This is a genomic window from Aeromicrobium sp. NPDC092404 (assembly GCF_040684095.1).
GTDB lineage: Bacteria > Actinomycetota > Actinomycetes > Propionibacteriales > Nocardioidaceae > Aeromicrobium.
In genome coordinates this window covers 732758-759058 of sequence record NZ_JBFBFI010000001.1, presented here as the reverse complement: position 1 = coordinate 759058, position 26301 = coordinate 732758, and the positions used below count along the sequence as shown (strand labels likewise).

The window sequence follows — 26301 nt, the reverse complement described above, 5'->3', positions numbered from 1 at the left end:
CCGCCTCCGACAAAGGGCCTTAAAGTGGCTCCATGCCCGTCTCGGAACGCCGTGCAGAACGCAAGCAGGAGATCCTCGACGCTACGCGGACGCTGTTCGACGAGCGGGGGGTGCGTGATGCGCAGATCGAGGACATCGCCAGGGCCGTCGGCATCAACCGCGCGATCATCTACCGGCACTTCTCCGGCAAGGAGGAGCTGTTCGCCGAGACCCTCGTCGGCTACCTCGACGAGCTCGACAAGACGCTCGCCACGGCAGACGACGCGGCCCTGGGGCCGGTCGACCGGCTCGAGGCCATCGCCGGCGCCTTCCTCAACTTCGGCGCTGCGCTGCCGGCGTTCGTCGACTGCGCCCAGGCCTTGCTGCGGCGCCGCGGCGCGGAGCTCATGGAAGAGGTCAGCGAGCGCGTGATGTTCGACCTCGGCCGTGCCATGGCCTCATGTCTGTCGCACGTCGTCGAGATCCTCGAGGCCGGCACCGCCAGCGGCGACTTCCACGTCAAGGATCCCTATCTCCTGGCCAACGTCTTCTACACGCAGGCGCTGGGCGTGCTCAACCTGGCGACGCTGCAGCTGTCGGTCCGCGAGCAGAACCCCGGTCTGCCTGCCGTCGACAACGTCCCGTTCGACCAGGTCAAGTCGCTCGTGCTCGTCGCCGCCGTCGCGATGGCCCGCGGCGAGACGTCCTGATCCTCACACCCCCGCTGCGGCCCGCACGGCATCGACCGACAGGCGTACGTCCCGCTCGTCCGTCGACCAGTTGCTGACCGAGATGCGCAGGACGTCGCGGTCACGCCAGCGCGAGCCCGACATCCAGGTCGTGCCGTCGGCGATCAGGCGAGCAGTGACCTCCCGCGTACGTTCGTCGCTGCCGAACGACACGCAGACCTGTGTGTAGAGCACCTCGTTGAGAACCTCGACGCCTTCGACCTCCGACAACCCGGCCGCGATGGCGTGCGCGTTGGCCGCGAGGCCGTCGACCAGCTCGACGACGCCCTGACGGCCCAACGACCGGAGCGCCGCCCACACGGGGATGCCGCGGGCACGACGGGACAGCTCGGGGACCTTCTCGAACGGGTCACCGGGACCCGTCGTGTCTGCCACGAGATAGCTGGCGTGGACACCCATTGCCGCACGCATCGCCGCCGAGTCCGCGACGATGGCGAGCCCGCAGTCATACGGGACGTTGAGGGTCTTGTGCGCGTCCGTGGTCCAGGAGTCCGCTCCCGACATCCCCTCGACGAGATGGCTCAGCCCGGGCGACGCGGCTGCCCACAGCCCGAACGCGCCGTCCACGTGGACCCAGGCGCCGCGCTCGTGGGCCAACGCAACGGCGGCCGCGAACGGGTCGAACGCTCCGGAGTGGACGTTGCCCGCCTGCAGGCACAGCACGATCGGCTCGCCATTCGGGATAGCCGCCAAGGACTCGGCCAACGCCTCGACGCGGATGCGTCCTTCGGCGTCGGCAGCCACCTCGGTGGGCCGCCCGAGCCCGAGGTAGCGCAACGCGAGGTCGATCGTGTCGTGCCGCTCCGCGCCGACCAGTACGTGGACCTTGGGGGCACCGCTCAGGCCTTCGTCCTCGACGTCCCACCCGGCTCCGGCCAGCACGGCGTGGCGCGCCGCGGCAAGACACGTGAAGTTGGACATCGTGGCGCCGGTGACGAACCCGACGTCCGCCGTCCGAGGAAGGTGCAGCAGCTCGAGCAGCCAGCCGCCGGCCACTTCCTCCAAGGCTGCGGTCGCCGGGGTCGAGTAGCGCATGCCGGCGTTCTGGTCCCAGCCGCTGACCAGCCAGTCGGCGCCCAGGGCAGCCGGGAGCGTCCCGCCCATCACCCAGCCGAAGAAACGGCCGGATCCGATGGCCATCAACCCGGCGTCCGCCCTGGCGGCGAGCTCGTCGACGACGGCGGCGGCAGCGGTTCCCTGCTCGGGCAGCGGTCCCCCGACCTCGTCGAGCAGCTCGGTCGCGGTGACGCGCGGCCCCACCGGCCGGTCGTCGAGCGAGGACAACCAGCGGCGTACGTGCTCGTGCGCCTTCGCGAGCGACTCGTCGTACGCCTCGCTGCGTGCCGTCATGGGGGCTCCTCGGGTCTGGCCCCATCGTCCTCAGGAGCCCGGCACGGGTCAAGGGACGGCCCGGAACGACGGATCTCCCTGCGTTCGCGTCGTGGAGACGACGCGAGCGCAGGGAGATCGGTCCTACGGGTGGAGCGGTGTCACGCCTCGAGGATCGCGACGACTCCCTGGCCGCCGGCGGCACAGATGGAGATCAGGCCGCGGCCCGAGCCCTTCTCGTGGAGCAGCTTCGCCAGGTTGGCGACGATGCGCCCACCGGTCGCGGCGAACGGGTGCGCCGTGGCGAGCGACGAGCCCTTGACGTTGAGCTTGCTGCGGTCGATCGAGCCCAGGGGCGCGTCGAGGCCGAGCTTCTCCTTGCAGAAGATCGGGTCCTCCCAGGCCGCGAGCGTCGTCAGCACCTGGCTGGCGAACGCCTCGTGGATCTCGTAGAAGTCGAAGTCCTGCAGGGCCAGGCCCTGACGAGCCAGCATGCGCGGCACGGCGTAGACCGGCGCCATCAGCAGGCCCTCGGCGCCCGACACGTAGTCGACGGCCGCGGTCTCGTAGTCGACGAAGTACGCCTGCGGGGTCCAGCCGTGCTTGGCGGCCTCGTCCTCCGAGGCCAGGAGCACGGCCGACGCACCGTCGGACAGGGGCGTCGAGTTGGCCGCCGTCATGGTGGCTCCCTCGCCCTTGCCGAACACCGGCTTGAGCTTGGCGAGCTTCTCCAGCGAGGAGTCGGGGCGCAGGTTGTTGTCCTTGGTGACGCCGAGGAACGGGGTCATCAGGTCGTCCTGCCAGCCTTCGTCGTACGACTTCGCGAGGTTGTGGTGCGACGCGACGGCGAGCTCGTCCTGGGCCTCGCGGGTGATGCCCCACTCCTTGGTCGTGATGGCCTGGCTGTCACCCATCGACAGCCCGGTGCGGGGCTCGGAGTTGCGCGGCTGGTCGGGCGCGAGGTAGGCCGGGCGGATCTTGGCGAGCGCGGCGAGGCGCCCCTTGTTGTCCTTGGCCCGGTTGGCCTCGAGCAGGATCTTGCGGAGCTTGTCGCCGACGGCCAGCGGGGCGTCGGACGTGGTGTCGGCGCCGCCGGCGATGCCGGACTCGATCTTGCCGAGCGCGATCTTGTTGGCGACGAGCACGGCCGCCTGGATGCCGGTGTCGCAGGCCTGCTGCACGTCGTACGCCGGGGTGTCGGGCGACAGCTTGGAGCCCAGCACCGTCTCGCGGGCGAGGTTGAAGTCGCGACTGTGCTTGAGGACGGCGCCGGCGGCGAACTCACCGACGCGCTCCCCGGCCAGACCGTAGCGATCGACGAGCCCGTCGACGGCTGCCGTGAGCATGTCCTGGTTGGAGGCGTTGGTGTAGACGGTGTTGGAGCGTGCGAACGGGATGCGGTTGCCGCCGATCACGGCGACACGGCGGACCGTCTGGGCGCCGGCCGCAGCCGACGCGACGCTGGACGCGGTCTCGGCGGCCTTCGTGGCGGCGGACTTCGCGGCGGGAGCCTTCTGGGCCGGGGCCTTGGCGGGGGTGGTCTTCTTGGCCGGAGCCTTCTTCGCGGGGGCCTTCTTGGCCGGGGTCGTGTCCGCCATGGCGGTCTCCTCGATCTTCGTGAACGATGGTGGTCCTGAACGTGATGAGCACCGCATCCACACCGGTGGACTGGCGCTGAATCATGAGGCTACAGTTTCAGGAGCATTCCAGATACCAATGGTATCCGAGAGATAGGACACACCCAAGTCATGGCAGACCGCTATCAGTCCCTCGCTCACAACCCCATCGGCAAGTTCATCATCAAGAACCTGGGTCTGCCCAACCCTCCGGTCCTCGAGCGCTGGTCCGAAGGCGACCCGCTCGTCAAGGGCACCGTCCTGATCGGCGCCGCCGGCGGCAGCCGTCTGGGCAAGAAGCTGGCCGCGACGCTCAAGTCGAGCGGCATCAGCTCCGTGGGCGTGCGCGCCGACAGCAAGACGTACAAGGGCCTGGTGTTCGACGCCACCGGCATCAGCGACACCGCCGGCCTCGCCGAGATGCAGCAGTTCTTCACCCCGGCCCTGCGCAGCCTCGCCCGCTCCGGCAGGTTCGTCGTGATCGGCACGCTGCCGGAGCAGGCCGGGTCCGAGACCGCGGCGATCGCGCAGCGCGCCCTCGAGGGCTTCGTACGCTCGGCCGGCAAGGAGATCGGTGGCAACGGCAGCACGGCCAACCTCGTGTACGTCGGTGCCGGCGCGGAGGACGCGCTCGGTTCGACGCTCGAGTTCCTGCTGTCCCCCAAGTCGGCGTTCGTCGACGGCCAGGTCATCCGCCTCGGTCTCACCGAGCTCGTCGAGCCCGATCCCGTCGCCGACCCGGCCAAGCCGCTCGCCGGCAAGGTCGCCTTCATCACCGGCGCATCGCGAGGTCTCGGCGAGGCCATGGCCCGCACGCTCCACCGCGACGGCGCCGACATCGTGGGTCTCGACGTCCCGCAGCTGTCGAGCGAGCTGGAGGCCGTGATGGCCGAGCTCGGCGGCACCGCGATCGCCGAGGACATCACGTCGCCGGACGCGCCCAAGGTCATCGCGTCCGCCCTCAAGAAGGCGCACGGCGGGGTCGACATCGTGGTGCACAACGCCGGCATCACCCGCGACAAGCGGCTCAAGAACATGAAGACCGAGAACTGGAACCTCGTGATCGACATCAGCGTCGGCGCCCCGCAGCGCATCACCGCGGAGCTGCTGAAGCAGAAGCTGCTCCGCCCCGGTGGTCGCGTCATCGGGATCTCGTCGATCGCCGGCATCGCGGGCAACAACGGCCAGACGAGCTACGGCACCGCCAAGGCCGGGGTCATCGGCTTCGTCGACGACCTGTCGCAGCGCGTCGCCAAGGACGGCATCACGGTCAACGCGATCGCCCCGGGCTTCATCGAGACCGACATGGTCAAGACCATGCCGCTCGGCATCCGCGAGGCCGGTCGCCGGCTCAGCTCGCTGTCGCAGGGCGGTCAGCCGATCGACGTCGCCGAGGCCATCGCCTGGTACGCCAACCCCGGCTCGTCCGCGATCTCCGGCAACGTCGTGCGCGTGTGCGGCCAGGCCCTGATCGGAGCCTGACGTGGTCACCCGTACGTTCGACAAGGCGCCCTCGACCGCGCCGTTGATGCTCAAGGCCGTCCTGCCGGCTCTCCCCGTCATCGGTGGGCTGCCGGGCATCAAGCACGCCAAGGGCTCGGTGCCCGACATCGTGCTCGAGCGCACGGGTGTCGCGACCGACCGCGCGCACCTCGAGACCTACAGCGAGGTCTGCGGGTTCCCCCGGGGCGACCACCTGCCGGCGCCCTATCCGCACATGGCGGCCTTCGGGCTGCACATGGCGCTCATGACCGACACGGCGTTCCCGTTCGCCCCGATGGGCCTGGTGCACCTGCGCAACACCATCACGCAGCACCGCCCGATCGGGGTGGCGGAGACGTTCGACGTCGCCGTGCGCGCCGCCGACCTGCGACCGCACCCCAAGGGCTCCCTCGTCGACATCATCACCGAGGTCACGATCGACGGCGAGCTGGTGTGGGACGAGGTCACGACGCTGTTCTCCCGCCACAAGGGCGGCTCCGCCGAGTCCTCGCCCGCCCCGCTCACCGGCATCGAGGCACCCTCGGGCGTCGTGCACTGGAAGCTGTCCGGCGACCTCGGCCGTCGCTACGGCTCGGTCTCAGGCGACCGCAACCCGATCCACCTCTATCCGCTGACGGCCAAGGCATTCGGCTTCCCCACCAACATCGCGCACGGCATGTGGACCCTGGCCCGCAGCCTGTCGGCGGTCCAGAACAAGCTGCCCGACGCGTTCACGGTGGACGTCGAGTTCCGCAAGCCGATCCTGCTGCCGGGCACCGTCGTGTTCGGGTCGCAGGCGTACGAGACGGAGATCCTGTTCGGCGTCAAGGGTGCCAAGAAGCCTGTGACGCACCTCGTCGGCAGGGTCACGACAAAGTCGTAACTCTGAGTTACGCTGTCGAGCACTCACTGACCCCGGAGGGCCCTCGTGCGTACTCGCCACGCCATCACGTCACTGCTCGCAACGATCGGGCTCACGCTCGCCCTGGTCGGCAGCTCGCTCTCCCTGACCACGGCCTCGGCAGCGACGTCGACGTGGAAGCCGCGTGGTGAGCAGTACGCCAAGACGGTGACCGAGAAGGACGTCGCGATCCCGATGTCCGACGGCACGATCCTGCGCGGCGACGTCGTCCGTCCGGCCGATGCCGACGGCAAGGCGATCGACAAGCGGTTCCCGGTCCTCGTGACCATCACGGCGTACAACAAGACCGTCACCGCCTCCTCCGGCGGGCTGCTCGGCGGCGACCCGTCCTACCTCGTGAAGCGCGGCTACGTGCAGCTCACGGTCGACGCCCGCGGCACCGGCAGCTCCGAAGGCATCTGGAGGGCCTTCGACGCGCGGGAGAACAAGGACGGCGGCGAGATCATGACCTGGGCGCACTCGTCGGCGCGACCCTGGAGCAACGGGGTCACCGGCATGACGGGTCCCTCCTACATGGGCATCAGCCAGCTGTGGGCGGCCGCCGCGCAACCGCCCGGGCTCAAGGCGATCTTCCCGCAGGTGCCGGGCGCCGACGTCTACCGTGACGTCGTCGCCTCCGGCGGCCAGCTCGACGTCGGCTTCATCCCCCTGTGGCTCGGGCTCGTCACCACGACCGGCCTGATCCCGCCGGCCGTGCTGGCCACGAACCCGCAGTCGGGGCTCAAGCAGCTGCTCGACCACCTGACCGGTGCCGGGACGTTCACGGCACCGCTGCTGCTCAGCGCGGTCCTGGGCGGCGAGCCCGCGTACGACGGAGCGTTCTACAAGGAGCGCTCGGTCATCAACGTGATCGACAAGGTCAAGGTGCCGGCCTTCTTCGTCTCCGGCGAGTACGACCTGTTCCAGCGCGGCACTCCCCTGCTGTTCGAGAACCTCAACAAGCGTGGCGTGCCGACCAAGATGATCGTGGGGCCGTGGGACCACCTGCAGGCGTCGAGTGGCGCGGAGGTCGGCAAAGCCGGCTACGGATCGCTCCAGCAGCTGCAGCTGCGCTGGTTCGACCGCTACCTCAAGGGCATCAGCGACCCTACCCTGCACACCGACATCGCCAACCTGACCTACTACGAGCAGGGCACCGGCTCGTGGGCCAAGAGCACGAAGTGGATCGGTCCCGAGCTGACCGGGGCCAAGCTCAAGCTCTCCGGCACGTCGGCACCGCTGGGCGCCCCCGGCGGGCTGACCTCCGGCACCGCGACAGCGGGCACGTCAGACCTCTACCCGATCCCGGTCGCGGGTCTCTGCACGCGCTCGGCCAACCAGTGGACCGCGGGCCTGCCCAACGTGATCCTCGCCGACCTGCCGTGCTTCAACGACAACGCGCTCAACGACAAGACCGGCGCGGTCTTCTCAACCAAGCCGTTGACCAAGGCCGTCACGATCCAGGGGCCGATCAACGCGCACCTGTACGCCTCCAGCCTCGGCGGCGACGGCATGCTGTCGGTCGCGCTCGAGGACGAGGCCCCCGACGGCACGGTCAAGCGGCTGACGGGCGGCTGGCAGGTCATCTCGCACCGGGCGCTGGACACCACGAAGTCGCGCTACCTCGACGGGGTGCTGGTCCAGCCGTTCCATCCCTTCACCCAGACGGCGCAGAAGAAGCTGGCGAGCGGTGAGGTCGCACCCATCGACGTCGAGATCTTCCCGACCCGCGCGAAGATCCTGCCGGGTCACAAGCTCCGCATCGCGGTGCAGACGTTCGACGTCCCGCACCTGCTGCCGACGCTGCCCGACCTGCTCGGCACGCTGACGGTCGTCAAGCTGCACAACTCGCCGGCGTACCCGTCGACCATCAACTTCCCGAGCGTCGGCGCCCTCCCCACGGTGCCGTAGCGACCTGCGCCGGCGGGGGTCAGGAGCGCGGGGTGACCCGTCGGATCAGGCCCTCCTGGGCGACCGTGGCGACGAGCGTGCCGTCCTCGGTGAACACGCGAGCCGTGCTGAGGCCACGGGCGCCGGACGCCGACGGTGACGTCTGGTCGTACAGGAGCCACTGGTCGGCGACGATCGGCCGGTGGAACCAGATGACGTGGTCCAGCGATGCCGCCTGGACGTCGGGCGCACCGATGAAGGTGCCGTGCGGCACCAGGCTCGCACCGAGCAGGCTGAGGTCGCTGATGTAGGCGAAGGCCGCGTTGTGGACGATCTGCGACTTCGGCAGCGTGCCGTCGGCGCGGAACCACAGCCGCTGCACGACGGGCACGAGCTGGCGCTGCGGGTCGTCCTCGTCCCGGTTGTCGCCGATGTAGCGCATGTCGAACGACGACCACTCGCGGTTCCAGAAGTCAGCGGCCTCCGAGCCGTGTCCGCCCATCACGTCACTCAGCGGGATGGCCTCGTCCGGCGTGGGCACGTCGGGCATCGCGTCGTGGTGGTCCCAGCCGTCCTCGACGACCTGGAACGAGGCGGTCATGTAGAAGATGATCTCGCCATGCTGGCGGGCGGCCACGCGCCGCGTCGTGAACGAGCCGCCGTCGCGCACGTTCTCGACGTCGTACACGATCGGGATGCTCGGGTCGCCGCCGAGGATGAAGTAGAGGTGCAGCGAGTGCACATGGCGCTCGTCGGGCACGGTCAGCTGCGCCGCCATCAGCGCCTGCGCCGCGACCTGGCCACCGAACACGCGGGGCAGTTCCGACTCGGCGGGCTGGGAACCCCGGTAGAGACCCACCTCCAGCTGCTCGAGATCGAGGAGGCCGACGACGTCGTCAAGGGATGCAGGCACCCCCCGATCCTAGCGACGAGCCGACAGCGCGTACGACTGCGGGCACGCGCTTCGCGAGGCCGAGGAGATGTCGGTGGCTAGCCCTGGTCGTTCTTGCGCTGCCGCGCCAGGAACTGCTCGAACTGGTCGGCCAGCTCGTCTCCGCTGGGGAGGTCCTCGTCGCTGGCGAGCAGCGACTGGGCCGCTCCGCGGGTGAACGCGTCGTACTGCTCCTCGAGGCCGCCGAGCAGGCTCTGCCCGCCCTGCTCCTCGATCTGCTGCTCGATCTCGGCGAGCGCCGCCTCCTGGCGGGCCTTGAGCGAGTCGACGTCGATGCTGAGGCCGGTGCGGTCGACCAGCGCGTCGATCAGTGCGAGCGAGGCGGTCGGGTAGTCGATCTGCGCGAGGTAGTGCGGCACGTGCACGACGTAGCCGGCGGCGTCGTGGCCCCACTGCCCGAGGCGGTATTCCAGCAGCGACTGCGCCGACGACGGCACCATGACCTGCGCCGACCAGAGGTTCTGGCGGTCGACCAGGTCAGGACGGGTCCCGTGAGCGGTGATCATCGGCGGACGCGTGTGCGGGACGCCCATCGGCACGGCACCGATGCCGAGCGTCAGGGGGATGTCGTGCTCCTGGATGACGTCGTGGACCTCGCTGATGAACCGCTCCCAGTGGAAGTCCGGCTCGGGGCCGGCCATCAGGAAGTAGGGCATGCCGTTGTCGTCGTGCTCGAGGAGGATCTGGAGCTTGGGGTCGTCGTACTCCGCGTAGTGGTCCTCACGGAACGCGATCATCGGGCGCCGGGCGCGGTAGTCGAACATCGCGTCGACGTCGAACTCGTGGATCAGCTCACCGCGCCCCGAGCGGAGCTGGTCGGCGGCCAGGCGCGCCGCGGAGCCCGCGCCGAGGAACCCGTCCAGGGCGTGGATCAGGATCGGACCTCTGCCCTCGCGAGGGGCGTCGTCATCGGTGCGTCGCGGTAGCCATTTCATCGCCATGGTCAACCACTCATCCCTGCGCGCTATTCCTCGTCACCGTGGCGAGGATGTCGTCGGCGACGGCTTGCGGAGTGAGGCCGAGCCGCTCGAGGATCACGTCGCGCTTGGCGTGGTCGAGGAACTCCTGCTCGACGCCTCGCACGCGGATCGGCACGTCGGAGCCGGCATCGCGCACGGCTTGGGTGAAGGCAGCGCCGATGCCGCCGTGGCGGCCGTTGTCCTCGAGCGTGACGACCAGGTCGTAGCCTGCGGCCAGCTCGACCAGCGCCGGGTCGATCGGCTTGACCCAGCGAGGATCCACGACGGTCACGCCGTGACCGGCAGCGCGGACGATCTCGGCGGCGTCGGCACCCAGGTGGCCGAACGCTCCGATCGCGACGACCAGGACGTCCTTGGCCTCGTCGCGCGAGAGCACGTCAGTCGTCGCGATCCGCTCGATCGCCGGGAGGTCCTCGCACACACCGCCCTTGGCGAACCGGATGACGGTGGGCGCGTCGTCGACCTCCACGGCCTCACGCAGCAGCTCGCGCAGCTGGGAGCCGTCTCGGGGTGCGGCGAGGCGCAATCCGGGCACGATCTGCAGCAGCGACATGTCCCACATGCCGTTGTGGCTCGCCCCGTCGTCGCCGGTGACGCCGGCCCGATCGAGGACGAACGTGACGCCGCACTGGTGCAGGGCCACGTCGAGCAGCACCTGGTCGAACGCCCGGTTGATGAACGTCGCGTAGACCGCGACCACGGGGTGCAGGCCGCCCATCGCGAGGCCCGCGGCACTCGTCACGGCGTGCTGCTCGGCGATGCCGACGTCGAACACGCGGTCGGGGAACTTGTCGGCGAACGCGTCGAGGCCCACGGGGTAGAGCATCGCCGCGGTGATCGCCACGATGTCGGACCGCTCGTCGGCGATGCGGACGATCTCGTCGCGGAACACCGACGTCCAGCCGGCCGGCGCGACGTTGACCGCCTCGCCGGTGGCCCGGTCGAACGGGTTGGCCTGGTGCATCTGGTCGTTCTCGTTGGCCACCGCGATGTCGTAGCCCTGGCCCTTGGTCGTCAGCACGTGGACCAGCACGGGCCCACCGAACTTCTTGGCCTGCGTCAGGGCGCGCTCGACGGCGGGCCGGTCATGGCCGTCCACGGGGCCGATGTACTTGAGCCCGAGGTCCTCGAACATCCCCTGCGGCGCCAAGGCGTCCTTGACGCCCTTCTTGATCGCATGCAGGGCCTCGTACGCCGCGGGGCCCACGACGCGCGCGCGGTTGAGCCGCTCCTTGATCGCACCCAACGCGGGTTCGTACCTCGGGTTGGTGCGGATCTCGGTGAGCCGGTTGGCGAGTCCGCCGACGGTCGGCGTGTAGGAGCGGCCGTTGTCGTTGACGATCACGACGAGCCGACGGTCGTTGTCGGCCGCGATGTTGTTGAGCGCCTCCCAGGCCATCCCGCCGGTGAGCGCGCCGTCACCGATGACCGCGACGACGTGGTCGTCCTTGCCCAGCAGCAGGTTGGCCTTGGCCATGCCGTCGGCGTAGGACAGGCTCGTCGACGCGTGCGAGTTCTCGACCCAGTCGTGCTCGGACTCCGCCCGGCTGGGATAGCCCGACAGCCCGCCCTCCTTGCGCAGGGTCGCGAACTGCCCGGCGCGGCCGGTCAGCATCTTGTGTACGTACGCCTGGTGGCCGGTGTCCCACACGACCCGGTCTCGCGGGGAGTCGAACACCCGATGGATCGCCATGCCGAGCTCGACGACGCCGAGGTTGGGGCCGAGGTGGCCGCCGTTGGAGGCGACCGACGTGATCAGGAGCTCCCTGATCTCCAACGCGAGCTCGGCCAGCTCGTCGTCGCTCATGCCGCGCAGGTCGGACGGCCCGGTCAGGTTCGCGAGAACGCTCATCGGTGTCTCCTCCCCGTCGTCAGCCATAGGGGTCAGTCTATCGGCGCGAGCCAGACACGCCGAGCCGTGGGCGGGTCAGTCGCCGTGGCCGAGGTCACGGTAGCGACCGCGCAGGTGCACCAGCGCGTCCACGTCACCCACAGTGACCGACTCGACGATGCCCTCGACGAGCAGCCCCCAGCCGACCTGCCGCGGTTCGAACCGGTCGAGCCGTACCCCGATCCAGCCTGCCGTGCCGGCCAGCACCGGGCCCCACCGGCTGTCGGTCCAGTCGCCGAGGGTGAACGGGCCGCCCGGCGCCGGGGCCGCGCCGGCGAAGGCGTCGGCGAGGAACCGGTGCTCCGCGCCCAGCACGTTGACGGTCCAGGTCGCCGGCTCGGACTCCCAGAAGTCGGAGTCCGGGTCGATCAGTCCCAGCACCCGGTCCGGCTCCCCCGCGGCCAGCAGCAGCGACGACACCGTGAGTCCGGTCCGTGCCGCGCCCTGGCCTGCGGTCCACACCGTCACGGGTGCCGGCATCCGACCGCGCACGCGTCGCAGCTGGTCGCGCTCGCCCTCTGGCGGCACGAAGGGATGGTCCGAGTGGATCGTCACGCGTCCAGCGTACGGGCGTGGGGTGGACCGGACGGCCCACCGGCCTGGGTCCACACGTCGACTACGCCCGGCCATCGCCGAGGCCGAGCCGAGCGGTGCTTGACTTAATTCAAGTCTCGTATTAAACCTGTGTCATGGCATCGGACCTCGTACTGGGCGTCGACTCGTCCACCCAGTCGACCAAGGCGCTCCTCGTGGACGCCTCGACCGGCGAGGTCGTCGCGCAGCAATCCGCCCGCCACCCTGACGGGACGGCGGTCGATCCCCGGGCCTGGCTGGACGCCTTCGACCAGGCCACCGACGGACTGGTCGACCGGGCCAGCGCCGTTGCCGTGGGCGGGCAGCAGCACGGGATGGTCGCCCTCGACGACTCCGACGAGCCTGTGCACGACGCCATCCTCTGGAACGACACCCGCTCCAGCGCCGAGGCGCGTGACCTGATCGACGAGATGGGTGGGCCCGACGCCTGTGCGGAGACGATCGGCAGCGTCCTCGTCGCCTCGTTCACGTCGACCAAGCTCCGCTGGCTCCGCGACCACGAGCCGGACGCCGCCGGGCGCACGCGTCGGGTGCTCCTCCCCCATGACTACGTCTCGCGGCACGTCGCCGGTGGCGAGCCGTTCACGGATCGCGGCGACGCCTCCGGCACGGGCTACTTCTCCACGGGCGAGGACGACTGGCTGCCGGACCTCGCCGAGGCCGCCATCGGTCACTCGGTCGAGCTCCCCCGCATCGTGGCCTCGTCCGAGGCCGCAGCCCGGACCGCGAGCGGCCTCGTCGTCGGCGCCGGCACCGGCGACAACATGGCGGCCGCCCTGGCCCTCGACCTCGGGCCCGGCGACGTCGTCGTGTCGATCGGTACGTCCGGCGTTGCCTCCGCGATCAGCGAGTCCCGCATCGCCGACGGCACCGGGTCGGTCACCGGCTTCGCCGACGCGACCGGCCGCTTCCTGCCGATGGCCACGACGATGAACGCCGCCCGCATCCTCGACCTTCAGGCCAGGCTGCTCGGCGTCGACCACGGCGAGCTGGGCCGACTGGCCCTCGCCGCTCCCCCGGGTGCCCACGGCCTGACGATCGTCCCGTACTACGACGGCGAACGTACGCCCAACCTGCCCGAGGCCAACGGCACGTGGAGCGGCCTCACCTCGTCGACCACCCGCGAGGACCTCGCCCGGGCCGCCTTCGAGGCACTGCTCTGCTCTCTGTCCGACGGCGTCGACCATCTCGCGGCCAAGACGGGCGTCACGCCACGCCGCATCCTGATGGTCGGCGGAGCAGCCGCCAACCCGGCCGTGCACGCCATCGCTCCGGCGATCTTCGGGATGCCGGTCACCGTGCCGGCTCCGGGTGAGTACGTCGCCCTCGGCGCCGCCCGTCAGGCGGCCTGGGCACTTGGCGGCACCTCAGGACCTCCGACCTGGGACTCGGCCCGCTCCGAGACCTACGAAGCAGCACCGACCCCTCTCGTGCGTGAGGCCTACGCACGCCTGCGCGACCGCACCATCCCGTGGTCCACCTCCACCACCCCGTCACAGAAATAGGGCTTACATGAGCATTCCGACCCCGTCACCGTCCGACAAGTTCTCCTTCGGCCTGTGGACCGTCGCCTACCCCGGTCGCGACCCGTTCGGCGAGCCGACCCGCCCCGAGATGGACCCCGTCTACGCGCTCGAGAAGCTCGCGAACCTCGGCGCGTACGGCGTCAACTTCCACGACGACGACCTGATCCCGTTCGGCTCCGACGACGCGAAGCGCAGCCAGATCATCGAGCGCTGGAAGAAGGGCCTCGCCGACACCGGCCTGGTCGTCACGACAGCCACGACCAACCTGTTCACCCACCCCGTGTTCAAGGACGGCGGCTTCACCTCCAACGACCGCGAGGTCCGACGCTTCGCGATCCGCAAGGTCATGCGCAACATCGACCTGGCGGCCGAGCTCGGCGCCAAGGTGTACGTCGCCTGGGGCGGCCGCGAGGGTGCGGAGTCCGGCGCTGCCAAGGATGTGCAGGCGGCGCTCGACCGCTACCGCGAGGCGTTCAACGTGCTCGGTGAGTTCGTGCACGACAAGGGCTACGACATCAAGTTCGCGATCGAGCCCAAGCCCAACGAGCCCCGCGGTGACATCCTGCTGCCGACGATCGGTCACGCACTGGCGTTCATCGAGACGCTCGATCGCTCCGAGAACGTCGGCGTCAACCCCGAGATCGGGCACGAGGAGATGGCCGGCCTCAATGCCGCGCACGGCTATGCGCAGGCGATGTGGCAGGGCAAGCTGTTCCACATCGATCTCAACGGCCAGACCGGTCCCCGTTACGACCAGGACTTCCGCTTCGGTGCCGGCAACGTACGCGGTGCGTTCTGGGTCGTCGACACGCTCCTGGCCGGCGGCTACGACGGACCGGTGCACTTCGACTTCAAGACGCCTCGCACCGAGGACGACGAAGGGGTCTGGGCCTCGGCGAAGGGTTGCATGACCAACTACCTGGTCCTGCGGGAGAAGGCCCTTGCGTTCCGCGCCGACCCGGAGGTGCAGGCCGCCCTGGAGGCTGCCAAGCTGCCGGAGCTCGCCCAACCGACGCTGTCCGAGGGCGAGGGATGGGCCGACCTGGAGGCCGCCCAGCTCGCCGATCCCGACGAGCTCGCTGCCCGCGGCGCCGGGTTCGAGCACCTCGACCAGCTCGCGCTGGAGTACCTGTACGGGGTGCGCGGCGGGTGACCCTGCATGGGGTCCCGACAGGGACGGAGTTCGTACGCCGGCAGAACACCGGCCTCGTGCTCCGTTCCCTGCGATCCCGCGGACCAGCCACACGTACGGAGCTGGCCCGACGCACCGGACTGGCGAAGGCGACGGTCGGGACGATCGTGTCCGAGCTCGAGGCTGCCCGCGCCGTGACCGAGGACGACTCCGTCCCGTCCGGCCGCGGGCGGCCCGGTCGGCCGGTCAAGCTGACCGGTGAGTCCATCATCGGGCTCGGGCTCGAGGTCAACGTCGACTACGTCGCCGCGGTCGCGCTCGACCTCGCAGGCAAGGTACGGGTGCTCGAGACGCGTCCGGTGCTCACGCCCGGCACGCCGTTGAGCACGCAGGAGCTCATCGCCATGGCGACCGAGGTCCGCGCCACGCTCATGCGCGACGGGCACACCGTCGTCGGCGCGACCGTCGCCGTACCGGGCCTCGTCGCCCACGACAACCGCACCGTCTCATGGGCGCCCAACCTGGAGTGGGACCGCAGGCAGCTCGCGGCCGAGCTCGAAGCGGCGTTCGGCGACGACTGCCCCACGACGATCGACAACGACGCCAACTGCGCTGCTCTGGCCGAGTCCGCGCACGGCGTGACGACCGACGTCTCGCACTCGCTCTACATCACCGGCACGATCGGCATCGGCGCCGGCATCGTGCAGGACGGCCAGCTCCTGCGCGGCGGCGCGGGATTCGCCGGCGAGGTCGGCCACATGCCGATCGGCGACCCGCAGCGCGTGTGCGGCTGTGGCCGGCTGGGCTGCTGGGAGGCCTCCGTCGGGCTGCGCGCGATGCTGCACGCCGTCGGGGTCGACGAGGAGAGCACTCCTCTTCAGACGGCGGTCGCCGTCGCCGACCGGGCGACCCGCGACCCCATCACCCGAGCCGCCCTCGCCGCCCTCGGTCGCGACGTCGGCAAGGGGCTCGCGACCCTCGCTGCCGTCCTCGATCCTGCGGCGATCGTGCTCGGTGGCTACTTCGTCCCCCTCGGGGCCTACATCGTCCCGGCCGCCGGCCAGGTCCTCGCCGAGCGGCTGCCCTCCGCCTCGATCCACCTTCCACAGATCCGCCTCAGCTCACTGGGCATCCACGCCGCCGCGCTGGGTGCCGCGGAGGATGCGCTGGCCGACGTCTACTCCGGCGCCTTGGCGCTGTAGTCAGGGCTTCCGCCGGTGTGCGGACGTGTGCGCGCGAAGCCACCTCGCAGACCGGCTGGTTCGTCGGATCACCGTCACTCCTCCAGGCGGGCCAGCACGGCCAGAACTCGGCGGTTAATGGTTGCGTCTGCAGGGAGCTGCAGCTTGGTGAAGATCGAGCTGACGACCGGCTCGACGGTCTTGATGCTGAGGTGCAGGTGCTCGGATATCGCCTTGTTCGACATGCCCTGCGCGATGAGGTCGAGGACGTCGTTCTCGCGAGGAGACAGACCAGCAAGTCCTCCGGCAGCGCGGGTCGTCTCGACGACGCGGCTCAGACTGAGCCGGATCATGATCCAGCCGGCCGTCACCGGGACGAACGGTGTCGTGAGAAGCCCGAGACGGGGCGACTGCCACACGGCCAGGCCGACCAGAAGGGCGATGGTCGTGATCGCGACCGCAGCCCCGAGCAGAGCGAGCTGGTCACGCAGGATCCCGTTCGCCTTGCGCCACCGGGCTGCCACACCGACGACCCACACGACCTGGAACGCCGCGTACGCCGCATGTGCCATGAGGTCCCAGACCTTCGTTGCGGCGTCGATCCCGTCGATCGCGAAGGGATGCGGCAGCTCGATTCCGGCGGCTGCGTACTCCACCGGCCACAAGGCCGACAGGATCGAGCAGAGGAGCCCGATGGCCACGATCGCGATGCCCAGCCGTCGCCAGCCCTGGGTCAGGAAGCGTCCTTCTGGGAAGCAGAGAACGGCACACGTGATGACGGACAGGATCAGCCCCAACGGCCAGACCCCGATCCATCCCCACCACGTGTTCTCCGCCCCGTCGGTCTGGTGGGCGATCTGGCGCCCCAGGTAGAGGACTCCCTCCAGCACCCCGACGACGCCGAACAGCAGCGCCTCGTGGTGGTTCGGCCGAAGCAGCAGTGTCCAGGCGGCCACGCCACCGAACGCGATCGACAGCAGCCCGTTGTGCATGTTGGCCAACCAGAAGCCTTGAGCCAGACCGGCAGAGACCATCGACGCGACAGCTCCGAGGAACAGCAACGGCACCAGCAGATCCCCGGCCCGCGGCTCGTCGCTCATCACGAGTCCATCGTGGCGCAAGTCTCGGTTCTGCTGCACAGGGATAACCCTGAACTCTGCGATGCGAGAAGCTGGAGGGATTTCCCCGGAGCGCGAACCGGCGGCGAGGTCGGACGCTGGCCTTCCAGCACCGACATCTGAAAGGCAGACCAATGACCAACCTGACTCGCTCCGACTCACTGGCAGCACTCAGCCCTGCGCCGACCGAGAAGCTGCTCAACGCCTCCCTCCTGCTCGCACCGCTCGCCTACATCGCGGTGGACTCCAGCTATGCCGTCAGAGGGTGGGACGACGGGCCGACGGCCGCGATGCACGTCGTGGCCGCCGCACTGTACGGCCTCGCCGCCATTAAGCTGGTGCTCGTCACCAGTGGGCGCACCCAAGCAGTCCTCTTGACGGTCGCCCTCCTGGGGATCGTCGGCAACGCCGGCGTCGGCCAGAACAGTCTGCACATCGCCCTTGGCGGAACCGATCTCTTCGACGCAGATGGACCGGCCAACGTCTTCAAGACCCTCGGGTTCTTCTTCCCGTTGACGTTCGCGATCGCAGCGTTCGCGCTTCGTCGTCGTACGCCGGCGTGGTGGGCACCTCTCCTGGTCGTGGGAGCGGTGCTGTTTCCCATCGCCCACGTCGCCAACATCTCCTGGCTCGCCGTCGCCGATGCCGTGATCATGCTGCTCGCACTCGGAACATTCACCCAGGTCGTTCGGGACTGAGGACGAGCGGTCGGGAGGCGCGCCATGGATCGACGCCGACCGTCGTGGTGACGGCCCGACGACGTCTCATGGAGCATCCTCCGCGGTGCTCACCGCTCGGCAGGCGGCCCGAGAACCTCGTGGCCTGCCCGTTGCAGCGCTTCCTCAGCATCACGGACACGCGCCACCGGGACCAGCACCAGGTCGGCTGACCGCGTGGAGGCGACGAAGACCGGGCACCCGATCTGCGCCAGCGGCACCAGCAGCGCGGCGAGCATTCCGGGCGCATCGAGCTCGTGGGACGTCTGGTCGCCGTACAGCGCACGCCACGTCTCTCGATCGGTCTCGGCTGCCGTGGCGACGACCGTCCTCCCGTCGGGTGCCTCGACCGTCCAGAGCACCTCGCCGGATGCCGCGCCGTCGGAGACGGTGTAGTCGTCATCGAGCCACCGCAAGACCTGTCGCGTGGTCGCGGCGTTCTGGTCGGAGCGCTCGGTCATGGGGACATCCTCTCCCATGCCCTCGACAGCCAGCTGCGGCGATCCGGGCCGGTGCCCGTCCGGCGTCCACGAAGCTGAGGGCGTGAGTCGACCCGCAGAACCCGGGTGCACACGTCAGAGACAACAGGGCGCAGGAACGGGCAAGAAGAAGGGGCGATCAGTCCGCCATCTTGACCTGATCGCCCCCGCGCAACGGCGCTCGTCAGTGAAGCGCCATGCATGCCTGGTGATCAGAGACGTCTTGTATCAAGCCTGACACACATCCCGAGGATTCGTAGGAGTTCGACCCATCGGGATCACTCCTTGCGTCGAGCCAGGTACGCACCGAGGGCTTCGAGCAGGCCAGCGCTCCCCTGCTCCCGGTTCGACCCGTCGGCCCAGAACTGGTCGAAGAAGACGCCGTGCTCGGTGTGCGTGAACCGGGTGCCCCCGTCGACAGCGTCGAACTCGAGCGAGGCGATGGAGGTCGACATGTGAACCCCGTCGAGCCACATGTCGTACGTCGTGACGATGCGCGAGTGCTCGACGATGTCGGTGTACGTCGCCTCGTACCGCGTGACCGGGCCATCGTGGAACCTGCCCTCGTCGATGTCGCGGCCTCCTACCCGGAAGTCGAACATCCAGTCGCGGTGCTCCACGGCGTCACCGCCACCCCACCAGCTCTGCTTCTGCTGCTCGTCGGCGAACGCGTCCCAGACGCGATCGATCGGAGCCGGATAGTGACGGCTCAGTGTGAAGTCCGCTCGCGCGATACGGCGCTCGATGGTCATGACGTTCGTCCTATCGATTCAGGCTGACGTGGATCTCGCCACTCTCGGCCACTTCGGCCGTCACTGCGTGGGTGAGCTCGAAGCCGGTCAGCTCGTCCCAGACCCGGTGCCCGCGACCCAGGAAGATCGGCGCGACCATGAGGTGCAGGTCATCGACCAGCCCAGCACGCAGGAAGTCGCGCGCCGTTCGGTACCCGCCGCCCACCCGTACGTCCAACCCGTCGGCGGCCTCGGTCGCCTCGGCCAGCACGTCCTCGATCGGTGCGCTGCGAAAGTGGAACGTCGTGCCACCGTTCATCGCGATCGGCGGACGCGGCGCAGAGTGGGTGAGGACGTAGACCGGCGTGCCGTGGGGCGGCGTGTCGCCCCACCAGCCTTTCCACTCCGGATCGTCCGGAAAGCTGTGCAGGCCGAACATCGCGGCTCCCATGATCTCGGCGCCGACTCCCTGCGAGAAGGCTGCGGCGTGTCGCTCGTCGACACCAGTCGTGCCTTCACCACTGGTGTCGCCGAAGACGTTCCGGCGGAACGTTCGCGTGGCCGCGTACGCGGCGGTGAGACGCCCCCAGTCGGCACCCATCGGCTCGTCGGGCGAGGAATCGGCCGGCGTGTACCCGTCCAGGGAGAGAAACAGGTCCATGCGAACGCGCGTCATGTAATGCCTTTCGGTGAGCTGCGGGTGAGATGGATGCCGAGCCGATCAGCCTGATGCTCTGCGGGCGTGCGTTGCTCTGCGAGCCACAGGTGCAGCACGTCGAGAGCTCCCGGCAGCAAGCTGACGGTGCGAACTCGTCCGTGCTTCTGCGAGCTGACCACCTCGGCGTCCTCCAGCACCCGAAGGTGCTGCATGAGCGACGGCAGCGCCATGGAGAACGGCGCAGCAAGCTCGGAGACGACCGCTGGGGACTGGGCCAGCCGCTCCACGATGGCCCGACGGGTCGGATCCGCGAGCGCGCGAAGCACGACATCGAGCCGATCGCGATAGTTAGGCACGCGCCTAACTATTAGGCATGATCGTCGCCTGGTCAACTGCACCTGTCCACAGGTTGATGCAGAACACACTTTTAGCCTGCGATTGCGTGGGTAGCATGAAGATGTGCAGGGTTGAGCAAACAGCCGGCACGAGGAAACCCGCCCCAAACAAGGAGGCGGGTTTCCGTTTCGATTGTGCAGGGCTCAGGGTGTGCGCACAAGCAGCGAGCGGTGCACCCGGACGAGACCGTCCGCCTGGGACGCGCCCCCTGATGCGCCGACCCGATTCGGTGCACCAGGACAGCGCAGCCGCCCCCGAAGGCATGATCGAGGAGGTCAGGCGCGGGTGGCCGTGACGATGCGGTACTCCCACTCCAGCAGCACGGACTCCGTGGACCGACCGCTGGCGGACGCAGCGCCCAGCTTGATGAGGTCCGCACGCAGCGCGTCCTTGCCCTCGTCGTCCAACCGGTTGGCCGCGCTGTGGGTCGGTCCGTAGTACGTCAAGAAGTGGTCGGCGAAGGCGGCGGCGTTGCGGAACCGCACCGGCACGACGCCGGTGGTCGAGCTGACGTCGGTGACGCCGTCCCCGAGCAGACCCGCGACGATCGCCTCGTCGCCCCAACGCACCGGCGACTGCGCACCAGCCGGCGTGGAGACGTGGCGGGTCACGGTGCCGAGGATCCCTCCGACGAAGCCCTCCGCCGTCCAGCTCGCGATGGCGACCCGGCCGCCGGGGCGCGTCACGCGGACGATCTCGTCGGCCGCACGCTGCTGGTCGGCCGCGAACATCACGCCGATCGCCGAGACGACGACGTCGAACGCTCCGTCGGCGAACGGCAGGTCCTCGGCCGGGCAGTCGACGAACTCCGCGTCGACCCGCTCGGCCGCCGCCCGGTCCCGGGCGATCTCGAGAAGCGCCGGGACGTAGTCGATGCCGGTGACCCGGCCCCCCGCACGAGCAGCGGCGAGGGCGCTGTGCCCGGTCCCGGTGGCGATGTCGAGGACGGTCTCCCCTGGGACGATGCCGGCCGCGGTCACGACGGCTTCGTTGACCGGCACGGTCAACGCGGCGATCTTGTTGTAGTCGCCGCTGCTCCAGACCTGCTGCTGCTTGGCCCGCAGCTCGGCGAACGCGTCGGTGGTGGTGAGGCTCATGGTGGTGCCCTTCGATGGGAGGCCACGCCGTTCGCGACCTCGGTGAGAGCAGCCTGACGAGACGCTGTGCAAGATGTGTGGACCTTTTGTGCACGAAACGTCCTCTGTTCCCGGCCCCTGCAGCGGTAGCATCGGCCTGTGGGACCTGCCTTCAGCATGCTGGGCCCGCTCGAGGTCCGCTCCACGTCCGGTGAGCTGGTGCACCTGGGCGGGCAGAAGCCGCGCGGGCTCCTGGCGATGCTCCTGGTCCATCGCGGCCGCCCGGTCCAGGCCGATCGGCTCGTGCACGCCCTTTGGGGAGAGTCGCCGTCGGCCGGCGCCGCAGCCACGCTGCGCAGCCATGTCGTCCGCGTCCGTCGGCTGCTCGACGAGGCAGGGACCCGTGCCCGTCTCGAGAGCCGGTCCGGGGCGTACGTCCTGCTGGTCGACCCGGAGGACGTCGACGCCGACCGGTTCGAACGACTGCTCACCGAGGGACGAGCCGCTTCGGCCCGCGGCCACCTGGTGGAGGCCGAAGCCCTGCTCGAGGAGGCCCTCGGGCTCTGGCGCGGGGAGGTCCTGTCCGACCTCGGCGCGCCCGACTATGCCGTCGCGCCGGCGGCCGACCTCGCCGAGAAGCGCCTGCTCGCCCATGAGGCCTGCCTCGACGTGCAGCTCGCACTGGGTCGCCACGTCGACGCGGTTCCCGCCCTCCAGGCACTCGTCGAGGAGCATCCGTTCCGCGAGCGGTTCGCCGCCCAGCTGGTGCTCGCCCTCTACCGCAGCGGCCGACAGGCGGACGCCCTGGCCGTCGCCGCCGCGACGCGCGCCCGCCTCGCCGACGAGCTGGGGCTCGACCCCGGCAGTGAGCTGCAGGAGCTCGAGGCCGCCGTGCTGCGGCAGAGCCCGGCGCTCGACCTCGTCGACCTCCCACCTGCGCGCGACGTCGCGGCCGGCCCCTCGTGGCCACCTCTGGTGGAGCGTCACGCCGAGCGCAACGTGCTGGTGAGTGCCGTGGCCGCCGCTGCAACCGGCCAAGGGCGGTGCGTGGCGGTCGCCGGCGACGCGGGCGCCGGAAAGACCGCGCTCGTCAAGGCCGCGTGCATCGACGGCCCACCGCTGCGGGTGCTGCGCGGGCAGTGCGATCCCCTGACGACCCCACGGCCGTACGGACCGTTGCGCGACATCGCGGCGGCCGCCGGAGTGACGGTCTGGGACCGCGACGCGGAGCTCGTCCTCGCCGAGATCTGCGACGAGGTGGTCTCCGGACTCGTCACGGAGCCCACGGTGCTCGTGATCGAGGACCTCCACTGGGTCGATGCGGCGACCGTCGAGGTGCTGAGGTTCATCGCCCGTCGGTGCGCCGCGCTGCAGCTGTCGTTGATCGTCACCTACCGCGACCACGAGGTCGGGCCTCAGCACCCGGCCCGTCCCTTCCTGGGCGACCTCGCCAGGCACGAGCACGGCACCGCGATCCACCTCGGCCCCCTGTCGGTCGAGGGCGTCGCCACGCTCCTCGGCCCCGACGTCACGATGGACGCGGCGCGGGTCCACCAGCTGACGGGCGGCAACCCCTTCTTCGTCGTCGAGGTGTGCAGCGATCCCGATCGGCCGCTCCCGTCGTCGATCCGCGACGCCCTGCTCGATCGCACGACAGGCCTCTCCCCCGACGACCTGCGGTTTCTCCAGCTGGCGGCCCTGTCGCCCGACCGGCTCGACGAGGCGCTGCTGCGCGAGCTCGGCGTCGACCTGCAGGCCCTGAGCCGCCTCGAGGCGACCGGCCTGCTGGTCGCCGATGGTTCCGGCTTGTCCTACCGGCACGAGCTGGCCCGGCAGGCGGTCGCCAGCACGATCCCCACAGCCGGGGAGCCGCACCTGCACGCCCTGATGCTCGATGCGCTGGAGCGCAGTGGGCACGGTGAGCCGGCGCTGCTGACCCATCACGCGGTGGGCGCCATCGACAAGGAGCGCACCTTCATCCACGCGTGCGCGGCCGCCGAGGACGCTGGGCGCTCGGGTGCCCACAGCGAAGCCGTGGCCTTCTTCGAGATCGCGCTGAGGCACCAGGACCGCGATGACCCGGCCGGCCGGGCCGAGCTGCTCCACAGACTCGCCCTCGAGCAGTACCTCACAAGTCACCTGACCGAGGCCATGGAGACCATGGGGTCCACGTTCGAGCTGTGGCAGCGGGCGCGCGACGAACGCGGCCTCGCGTCGGCGTACGACCGGTTTTCCGTGTTCCGCTACTACGCCGGCGACCGCCGTGAGGCCGAGACCTACGCCGACCGCGCCGTCGACCTCGCGGCGCAAGAGGGCCTCGCCGTCACCCTCGGTGCGGCGCGGGCCACCCGCGGGTTCCTCGGCTACCTGCGCGGGGAGCTCGACCTGGCGCGCTCCTGTGCCCTCGAGGCGGCTTCCGTCGCCGGTGACTCCGACGAGCGGATGCTGGGGTCCGGGCCAGCCTGATCGCCGCCTTGGCCGAGCTCGCGGCCGATGACGAAGCCGCCCGCGTCCGGCTGCTCGACGTCATCGAAGAGGCCCGTGCGGGAGGGTGGGACGAGCTGGCGTCGACCGGATGGTCGCAGCTGTCGTTCCTCGACGTGGAGCACGGACGGATGGGACTCGCGGCGCAGGTCCTCGACGAGTCGATCCCCTTCGCGATCCGCCGCGACATCCCGATCTGCCGCCACTGGCAGACGTCCGTACGTTCGCGGATCCACCTTGCGCAGGGCGAGTGGGACAGCGCCCTCCACGACGCGGACGACGTGATCCACAGCGACGGCATGGAGGTCGCTCGTCTGTGGCCCTATCTCATCTCCGTGCTGGTCCCGGCGCGCCGCGGCGACGCGGTCGACGTCGACCCCCTGCTCGATCGCGCGTGGCGCCTCGCCGTGTCGATCGATGAGCCGATCCGCAGGTTGTCGGCCCTGGCCGTGCTGGCGGAGGTCATGTGGATTCGCGGAGTCCCGGACGCCCGCGTCATCGATCATGGCGCGGTCGACCTGGCCCGCATGGGCGACGCTCCCGGCGCCCACTGGGCAGCCGGCGAGCTCGCGGTCTGGCTGGGCCGCCTCGGCCTCCTGCAGGAGGTTCCGGATCACCTGGCGGTGCCGCACGAAGCCTCTCTGACCGGACGGCATCGTGAGGCTGCCGGTTGGTGGCAGGACCACGACCACTCGTTCCAGGCCGCGCTCTGCCTGACGGACTCCGACGACCCTGACGACCTGGCCGAAGGTCAGGCCCAGCTCGAGGCACTCGGAGCGGCCGGATCCCTGGCGCGGCTCACCGCGTTGTCGCAGACCGCGCAGATCGCGGTCTCGGAGGGCTGAGCGCGGCCTGCACACGACGTGCACGCGATCTGCACAGGTCGCCCGGAAGGTGATGCTCAGCATCCCCATCCGAAAGAGGACCACCATGTACGACCACCACGCCCACGTCATGTGGCAGCAGCAGGACCGCCGTCTGGCGATCGCGGCCGAGAGGCGGCGCGTCAACCTCGAAGCGGTCGAGCGAGCACGAGCCGAGGCTGAGGCGCTTCGCGCGCTCGAGGAGATCGAGGCCATCGCCGCGTCGCCCCAGGCGCCCGAAGAGGGCGACCGCCTGGTCGGCGGCCGCCCCCTTGCGCGAGGGCTCAGCGATGAGACCTCAGCCAGCGACCGACGTCCCGAAGCACCTGCTGGTCAGGATCTCCGAGCTCCGGCACGAACCTCGGCGTGATGTTCATCGTGTGCGCCATGCCCGGGTAGATGATGACCTCGTGGTCGTCGTTGCCGGCCGCGCCGACCGCGGCGTCGGCGGTGAGGGCGACCCGGGCCGGTGTCTGCAGGTCGTTCTCGCCGTTGAGCAGCAGCGTCGGCTCGTCGAACCGAGGCAACGCCTCGGTCACCGTCGGGAAGCGGGCGATGTCCGCGACGTACTCCTGCAGGTCCTCCAGTCCCGGCACCTCCGGGTAGTCGTCGATCTTGGTGGACTCGCGCAGCACGGCCCCCGCCTCGGCGTCGATCGCGATCCGGCCGTCCCCATCGACGTCCGTGCTCACCCGGACCTTGTCGCCGTCGAGCAGCACGGGCCGGATCTGGTCCGCCAGCTCCTTGGGCTGGCCGATCAAGCCGTCGACAGCCTCCACGGCGGTCAGCTGACCGTCTCCGTCGACGTCGAACTCGTCGTGCATCTGCAGCAGGAGCCGGCCGTAGAGCTGAAGCGTGAGCAGCTCTCGGATGTCCTGCCCGACGACTCCCATGGCGATGACCCCGGCGGGCTTCGGGATGCCGTACGTCTTGGGGTCGGCCGCAAGGTTGGCGGCGACGTTGGTCCCCTCGCTGTGTCCGAGCAGGAAGATCCTCGACGCGTCGACCCTCGACGACGTTGCCCCGAACCGGATCGCCGACGCGGCATCCTCCTGGATCTGCTCGTAGGGCCGGTCCGGGTTCAGCTGGTCCTCGTCCTTGGTCTCGACCGGCCCGATGTCGGTGACCCCACGCTTGTTGAACCGGAGCGTGGCGAACCCCTGCCTGCTGGCTGCCTGGGCCAGGGGCACGAAGGTGGCGCCCTTGCCCTCGGGCAGCGTCTGGTTCATGTCGTTGTGTCCGCTGCCGTGCAGCATCACGACGAGTGGGAGGCGCCCTCTGGACCCGGTCGGGTAGGTGAGCTCGGCCTTGGTGACCCAGCCCTTGCCGAAATCGATGCTGACCTGCTTGCGGGTGATGCCATGCCAGCCGGGCGACTTCGCGGAGACGGACGACTCGTCCTGAGGCGCTCGATCGGTCATGCCCGCATGGGCAGCCCCGAGGCTGCCGATGAGCATGGCCCCGGTCGTGAGAGCGGTGGCGAGTCTGCGGTGATTCTTCGAGATGGTCATGACGGAAACGCTATGGAGACGGGGCGTCGAGCTCGATCCCGTCAGCTACCCAGTCGAGGTACAGCAG

General features: G+C 69.9%; 23 protein-coding genes. 10 read left to right on the top strand and 13 right to left on the bottom strand.

What is annotated here, in order from left to right; translation table 11 throughout:
* The first annotated feature begins 32 nt into the window (after positions 1-32).
* A complete protein-coding gene (locus AB0N22_RS03820) occupies positions 33-689 on the top strand; it encodes a TetR/AcrR family transcriptional regulator (RefSeq protein WP_364636310.1) in 657 nt (218 codons plus the stop codon).
* A 3-nt stretch (positions 690-692) separates the two neighbouring features.
* On the opposite strand, the gene AB0N22_RS03815 is transcribed toward AB0N22_RS03820, so the two are convergent.
* Together AB0N22_RS03815 and AB0N22_RS03810 are read right to left on the bottom strand one after the other, a co-directional pair.
* Positions 693-2078: a pyridoxal-dependent decarboxylase gene (locus AB0N22_RS03815; RefSeq protein ID WP_364636307.1), complete on the bottom strand. Its 1386-nt coding sequence runs from the start codon at positions 2076-2078 to the stop codon at positions 693-695.
* A 140-nt stretch (positions 2079-2218) separates the two neighbouring features.
* Entirely contained in the window at positions 2219-3655 is a 1437-nt protein-coding gene (locus tag AB0N22_RS03810; RefSeq protein ID WP_364636304.1) for an acetyl-CoA C-acetyltransferase, read from the bottom strand.
* 150 nt (positions 3656-3805) lie between these two features.
* Between AB0N22_RS03810 and AB0N22_RS03805 the strand changes: the two genes are divergently transcribed.
* From AB0N22_RS03805 to AB0N22_RS03795, 3 genes are read left to right on the top strand one after another with little or no spacing between them, the layout of a single operon-like run.
* Positions 3806-5155: a 3-oxoacyl-ACP reductase gene (locus tag AB0N22_RS03805; RefSeq protein ID WP_364636302.1), complete on the top strand. Its 1350-nt coding sequence runs from the start codon at positions 3806-3808 to the stop codon at positions 5153-5155.
* 1 nt (position 5156) lies between these two features.
* Positions 5157-6038, top strand: coding sequence for a MaoC/PaaZ C-terminal domain-containing protein (locus tag AB0N22_RS03800; RefSeq protein WP_364636299.1), 882 nt, complete (start codon positions 5157-5159; stop codon positions 6036-6038).
* A gap of 45 nt (positions 6039-6083) precedes the next feature.
* On the top strand, positions 6084-7967 hold the full coding sequence (locus tag AB0N22_RS03795) for a CocE/NonD family hydrolase (protein ID WP_364636296.1): 1884 nt from the start codon (positions 6084-6086) through the stop codon (positions 7965-7967).
* Between the two features lie 19 nt (positions 7968-7986).
* Here the strand turns inward: AB0N22_RS03795 and AB0N22_RS03790 are convergent, their stop codons facing one another.
* The 4 genes from AB0N22_RS03790 to AB0N22_RS03775 form a co-directional block, all read right to left on the bottom strand.
* On the bottom strand, positions 7987-8859 hold the full coding sequence (locus AB0N22_RS03790; protein WP_364636293.1) for an acyl-CoA thioesterase II: 873 nt from the start codon (positions 8857-8859) through the stop codon (positions 7987-7989).
* Positions 8860-8936: 77 nt separating this feature from the next.
* Entirely contained in the window at positions 8937-9833 is an 897-nt protein-coding gene (locus AB0N22_RS03785) for a PAC2 family protein (protein ID WP_364636290.1), read from the bottom strand.
* 16 nt (positions 9834-9849) lie between these two features.
* Positions 9850-11730, bottom strand: coding sequence for a 1-deoxy-D-xylulose-5-phosphate synthase (dxs, locus tag AB0N22_RS03780; RefSeq protein ID WP_364636287.1), 1881 nt, complete (start codon positions 11728-11730; stop codon positions 9850-9852).
* Positions 11731-11805: 75 nt separating this feature from the next.
* The gene (locus tag AB0N22_RS03775; RefSeq protein ID WP_364636284.1) at positions 11806-12324 is read right to left on the bottom strand and encodes a flavin reductase; all 519 of its coding nucleotides are present in this window, start codon (positions 12322-12324) and stop codon (positions 11806-11808) included.
* 134 nt (positions 12325-12458) lie between these two features.
* On the opposite strand from AB0N22_RS03775, the gene xylB reads away from it, so the two are divergent.
* The 3 genes from xylB to AB0N22_RS03760 are packed head-to-tail and all read left to right on the top strand — an operon-like array spanning position 12459 to position 16223.
* The gene (gene xylB / locus AB0N22_RS03770) at positions 12459-13868 is read left to right on the top strand and encodes a xylulokinase (protein ID WP_364636281.1); all 1410 of its coding nucleotides are present in this window, start codon (positions 12459-12461) and stop codon (positions 13866-13868) included.
* A 7-nt stretch (positions 13869-13875) separates the two neighbouring features.
* Positions 13876-15042 (top strand): xylose isomerase, encoded by a 1167-nt coding sequence (xylA, locus tag AB0N22_RS03765; protein WP_364636278.1) that lies wholly within the window; start codon positions 13876-13878, stop codon positions 15040-15042.
* The gene (locus AB0N22_RS03760; protein ID WP_364636275.1) at positions 15039-16223 is read left to right on the top strand and encodes an ROK family transcriptional regulator; all 1185 of its coding nucleotides are present in this window, start codon (positions 15039-15041) and stop codon (positions 16221-16223) included. The genes xylA and AB0N22_RS03760 overlap by 4 nt, the downstream gene beginning before the upstream one ends.
* 74 nt (positions 16224-16297) lie before the next feature.
* On the opposite strand, the gene AB0N22_RS03755 is transcribed toward AB0N22_RS03760, so the two are convergent.
* Positions 16298-17302: a helix-turn-helix transcriptional regulator gene (locus tag AB0N22_RS03755; protein WP_364636272.1), complete on the bottom strand. Its 1005-nt coding sequence runs from the start codon at positions 17300-17302 to the stop codon at positions 16298-16300.
* 152 nt (positions 17303-17454) lie between these two features.
* Here AB0N22_RS03755 and AB0N22_RS03750 point away from each other — a divergent pair, with 152 nt between their 5' ends.
* Positions 17455-18018: a hypothetical protein gene (locus AB0N22_RS03750; RefSeq protein ID WP_364636269.1), complete on the top strand. Its 564-nt coding sequence runs from the start codon at positions 17455-17457 to the stop codon at positions 18016-18018.
* Positions 18019-18107: 89 nt separating this feature from the next.
* Here the strand turns inward: AB0N22_RS03750 and AB0N22_RS03745 are convergent, their stop codons facing one another.
* The 5 genes from AB0N22_RS03745 to AB0N22_RS03725 form a co-directional block, all read right to left on the bottom strand.
* Entirely contained in the window at positions 18108-18497 is a 390-nt protein-coding gene (locus tag AB0N22_RS03745) for an ACT domain-containing protein (RefSeq protein ID WP_364636266.1), read from the bottom strand.
* 296 nt (positions 18498-18793) lie between these two features.
* A complete protein-coding gene (locus tag AB0N22_RS03740; protein ID WP_364636263.1) occupies positions 18794-19267 on the bottom strand; it encodes an SRPBCC domain-containing protein in 474 nt (157 codons plus the stop codon).
* A 10-nt stretch (positions 19268-19277) separates the two neighbouring features.
* Positions 19278-19907: a dihydrofolate reductase family protein gene (locus AB0N22_RS03735; RefSeq protein WP_364636260.1), complete on the bottom strand. Its 630-nt coding sequence runs from the start codon at positions 19905-19907 to the stop codon at positions 19278-19280.
* 11 nt (positions 19908-19918) lie between these two features.
* Positions 19919-20260 (bottom strand): metalloregulator ArsR/SmtB family transcription factor, encoded by a 342-nt coding sequence (locus AB0N22_RS03730; protein ID WP_364636257.1) that lies wholly within the window; start codon positions 20258-20260, stop codon positions 19919-19921.
* Positions 20261-20575: 315 nt separating this feature from the next.
* Positions 20576-21397, bottom strand: coding sequence for a class I SAM-dependent methyltransferase (locus AB0N22_RS03725; RefSeq protein ID WP_364636254.1), 822 nt, complete (start codon positions 21395-21397; stop codon positions 20576-20578).
* A gap of 138 nt (positions 21398-21535) precedes the next feature.
* On the opposite strand from AB0N22_RS03725, the gene AB0N22_RS03720 reads away from it, so the two are divergent.
* Both AB0N22_RS03720 and AB0N22_RS03715 read left to right on the top strand, forming a co-directional pair.
* On the top strand, positions 21536-23842 hold the full coding sequence (locus AB0N22_RS03720) for a BTAD domain-containing putative transcriptional regulator (protein WP_364636251.1): 2307 nt from the start codon (positions 21536-21538) through the stop codon (positions 23840-23842).
* A gap of 8 nt (positions 23843-23850) precedes the next feature.
* The gene (locus AB0N22_RS03715; protein ID WP_364636248.1) at positions 23851-24705 is read left to right on the top strand and encodes a hypothetical protein; all 855 of its coding nucleotides are present in this window, start codon (positions 23851-23853) and stop codon (positions 24703-24705) included.
* Positions 24706-25007: 302 nt separating this feature from the next.
* Here AB0N22_RS03715 and AB0N22_RS03710 read toward each other — a convergent pair whose 3' ends face one another.
* Positions 25008-26234, bottom strand: a complete 1227-nt coding sequence (locus AB0N22_RS03710) for an alpha/beta fold hydrolase (RefSeq protein ID WP_364636245.1) — start codon at positions 26232-26234, stop codon at positions 25008-25010.
* Positions 26235-26301: the final 67 nt, after the last annotated feature.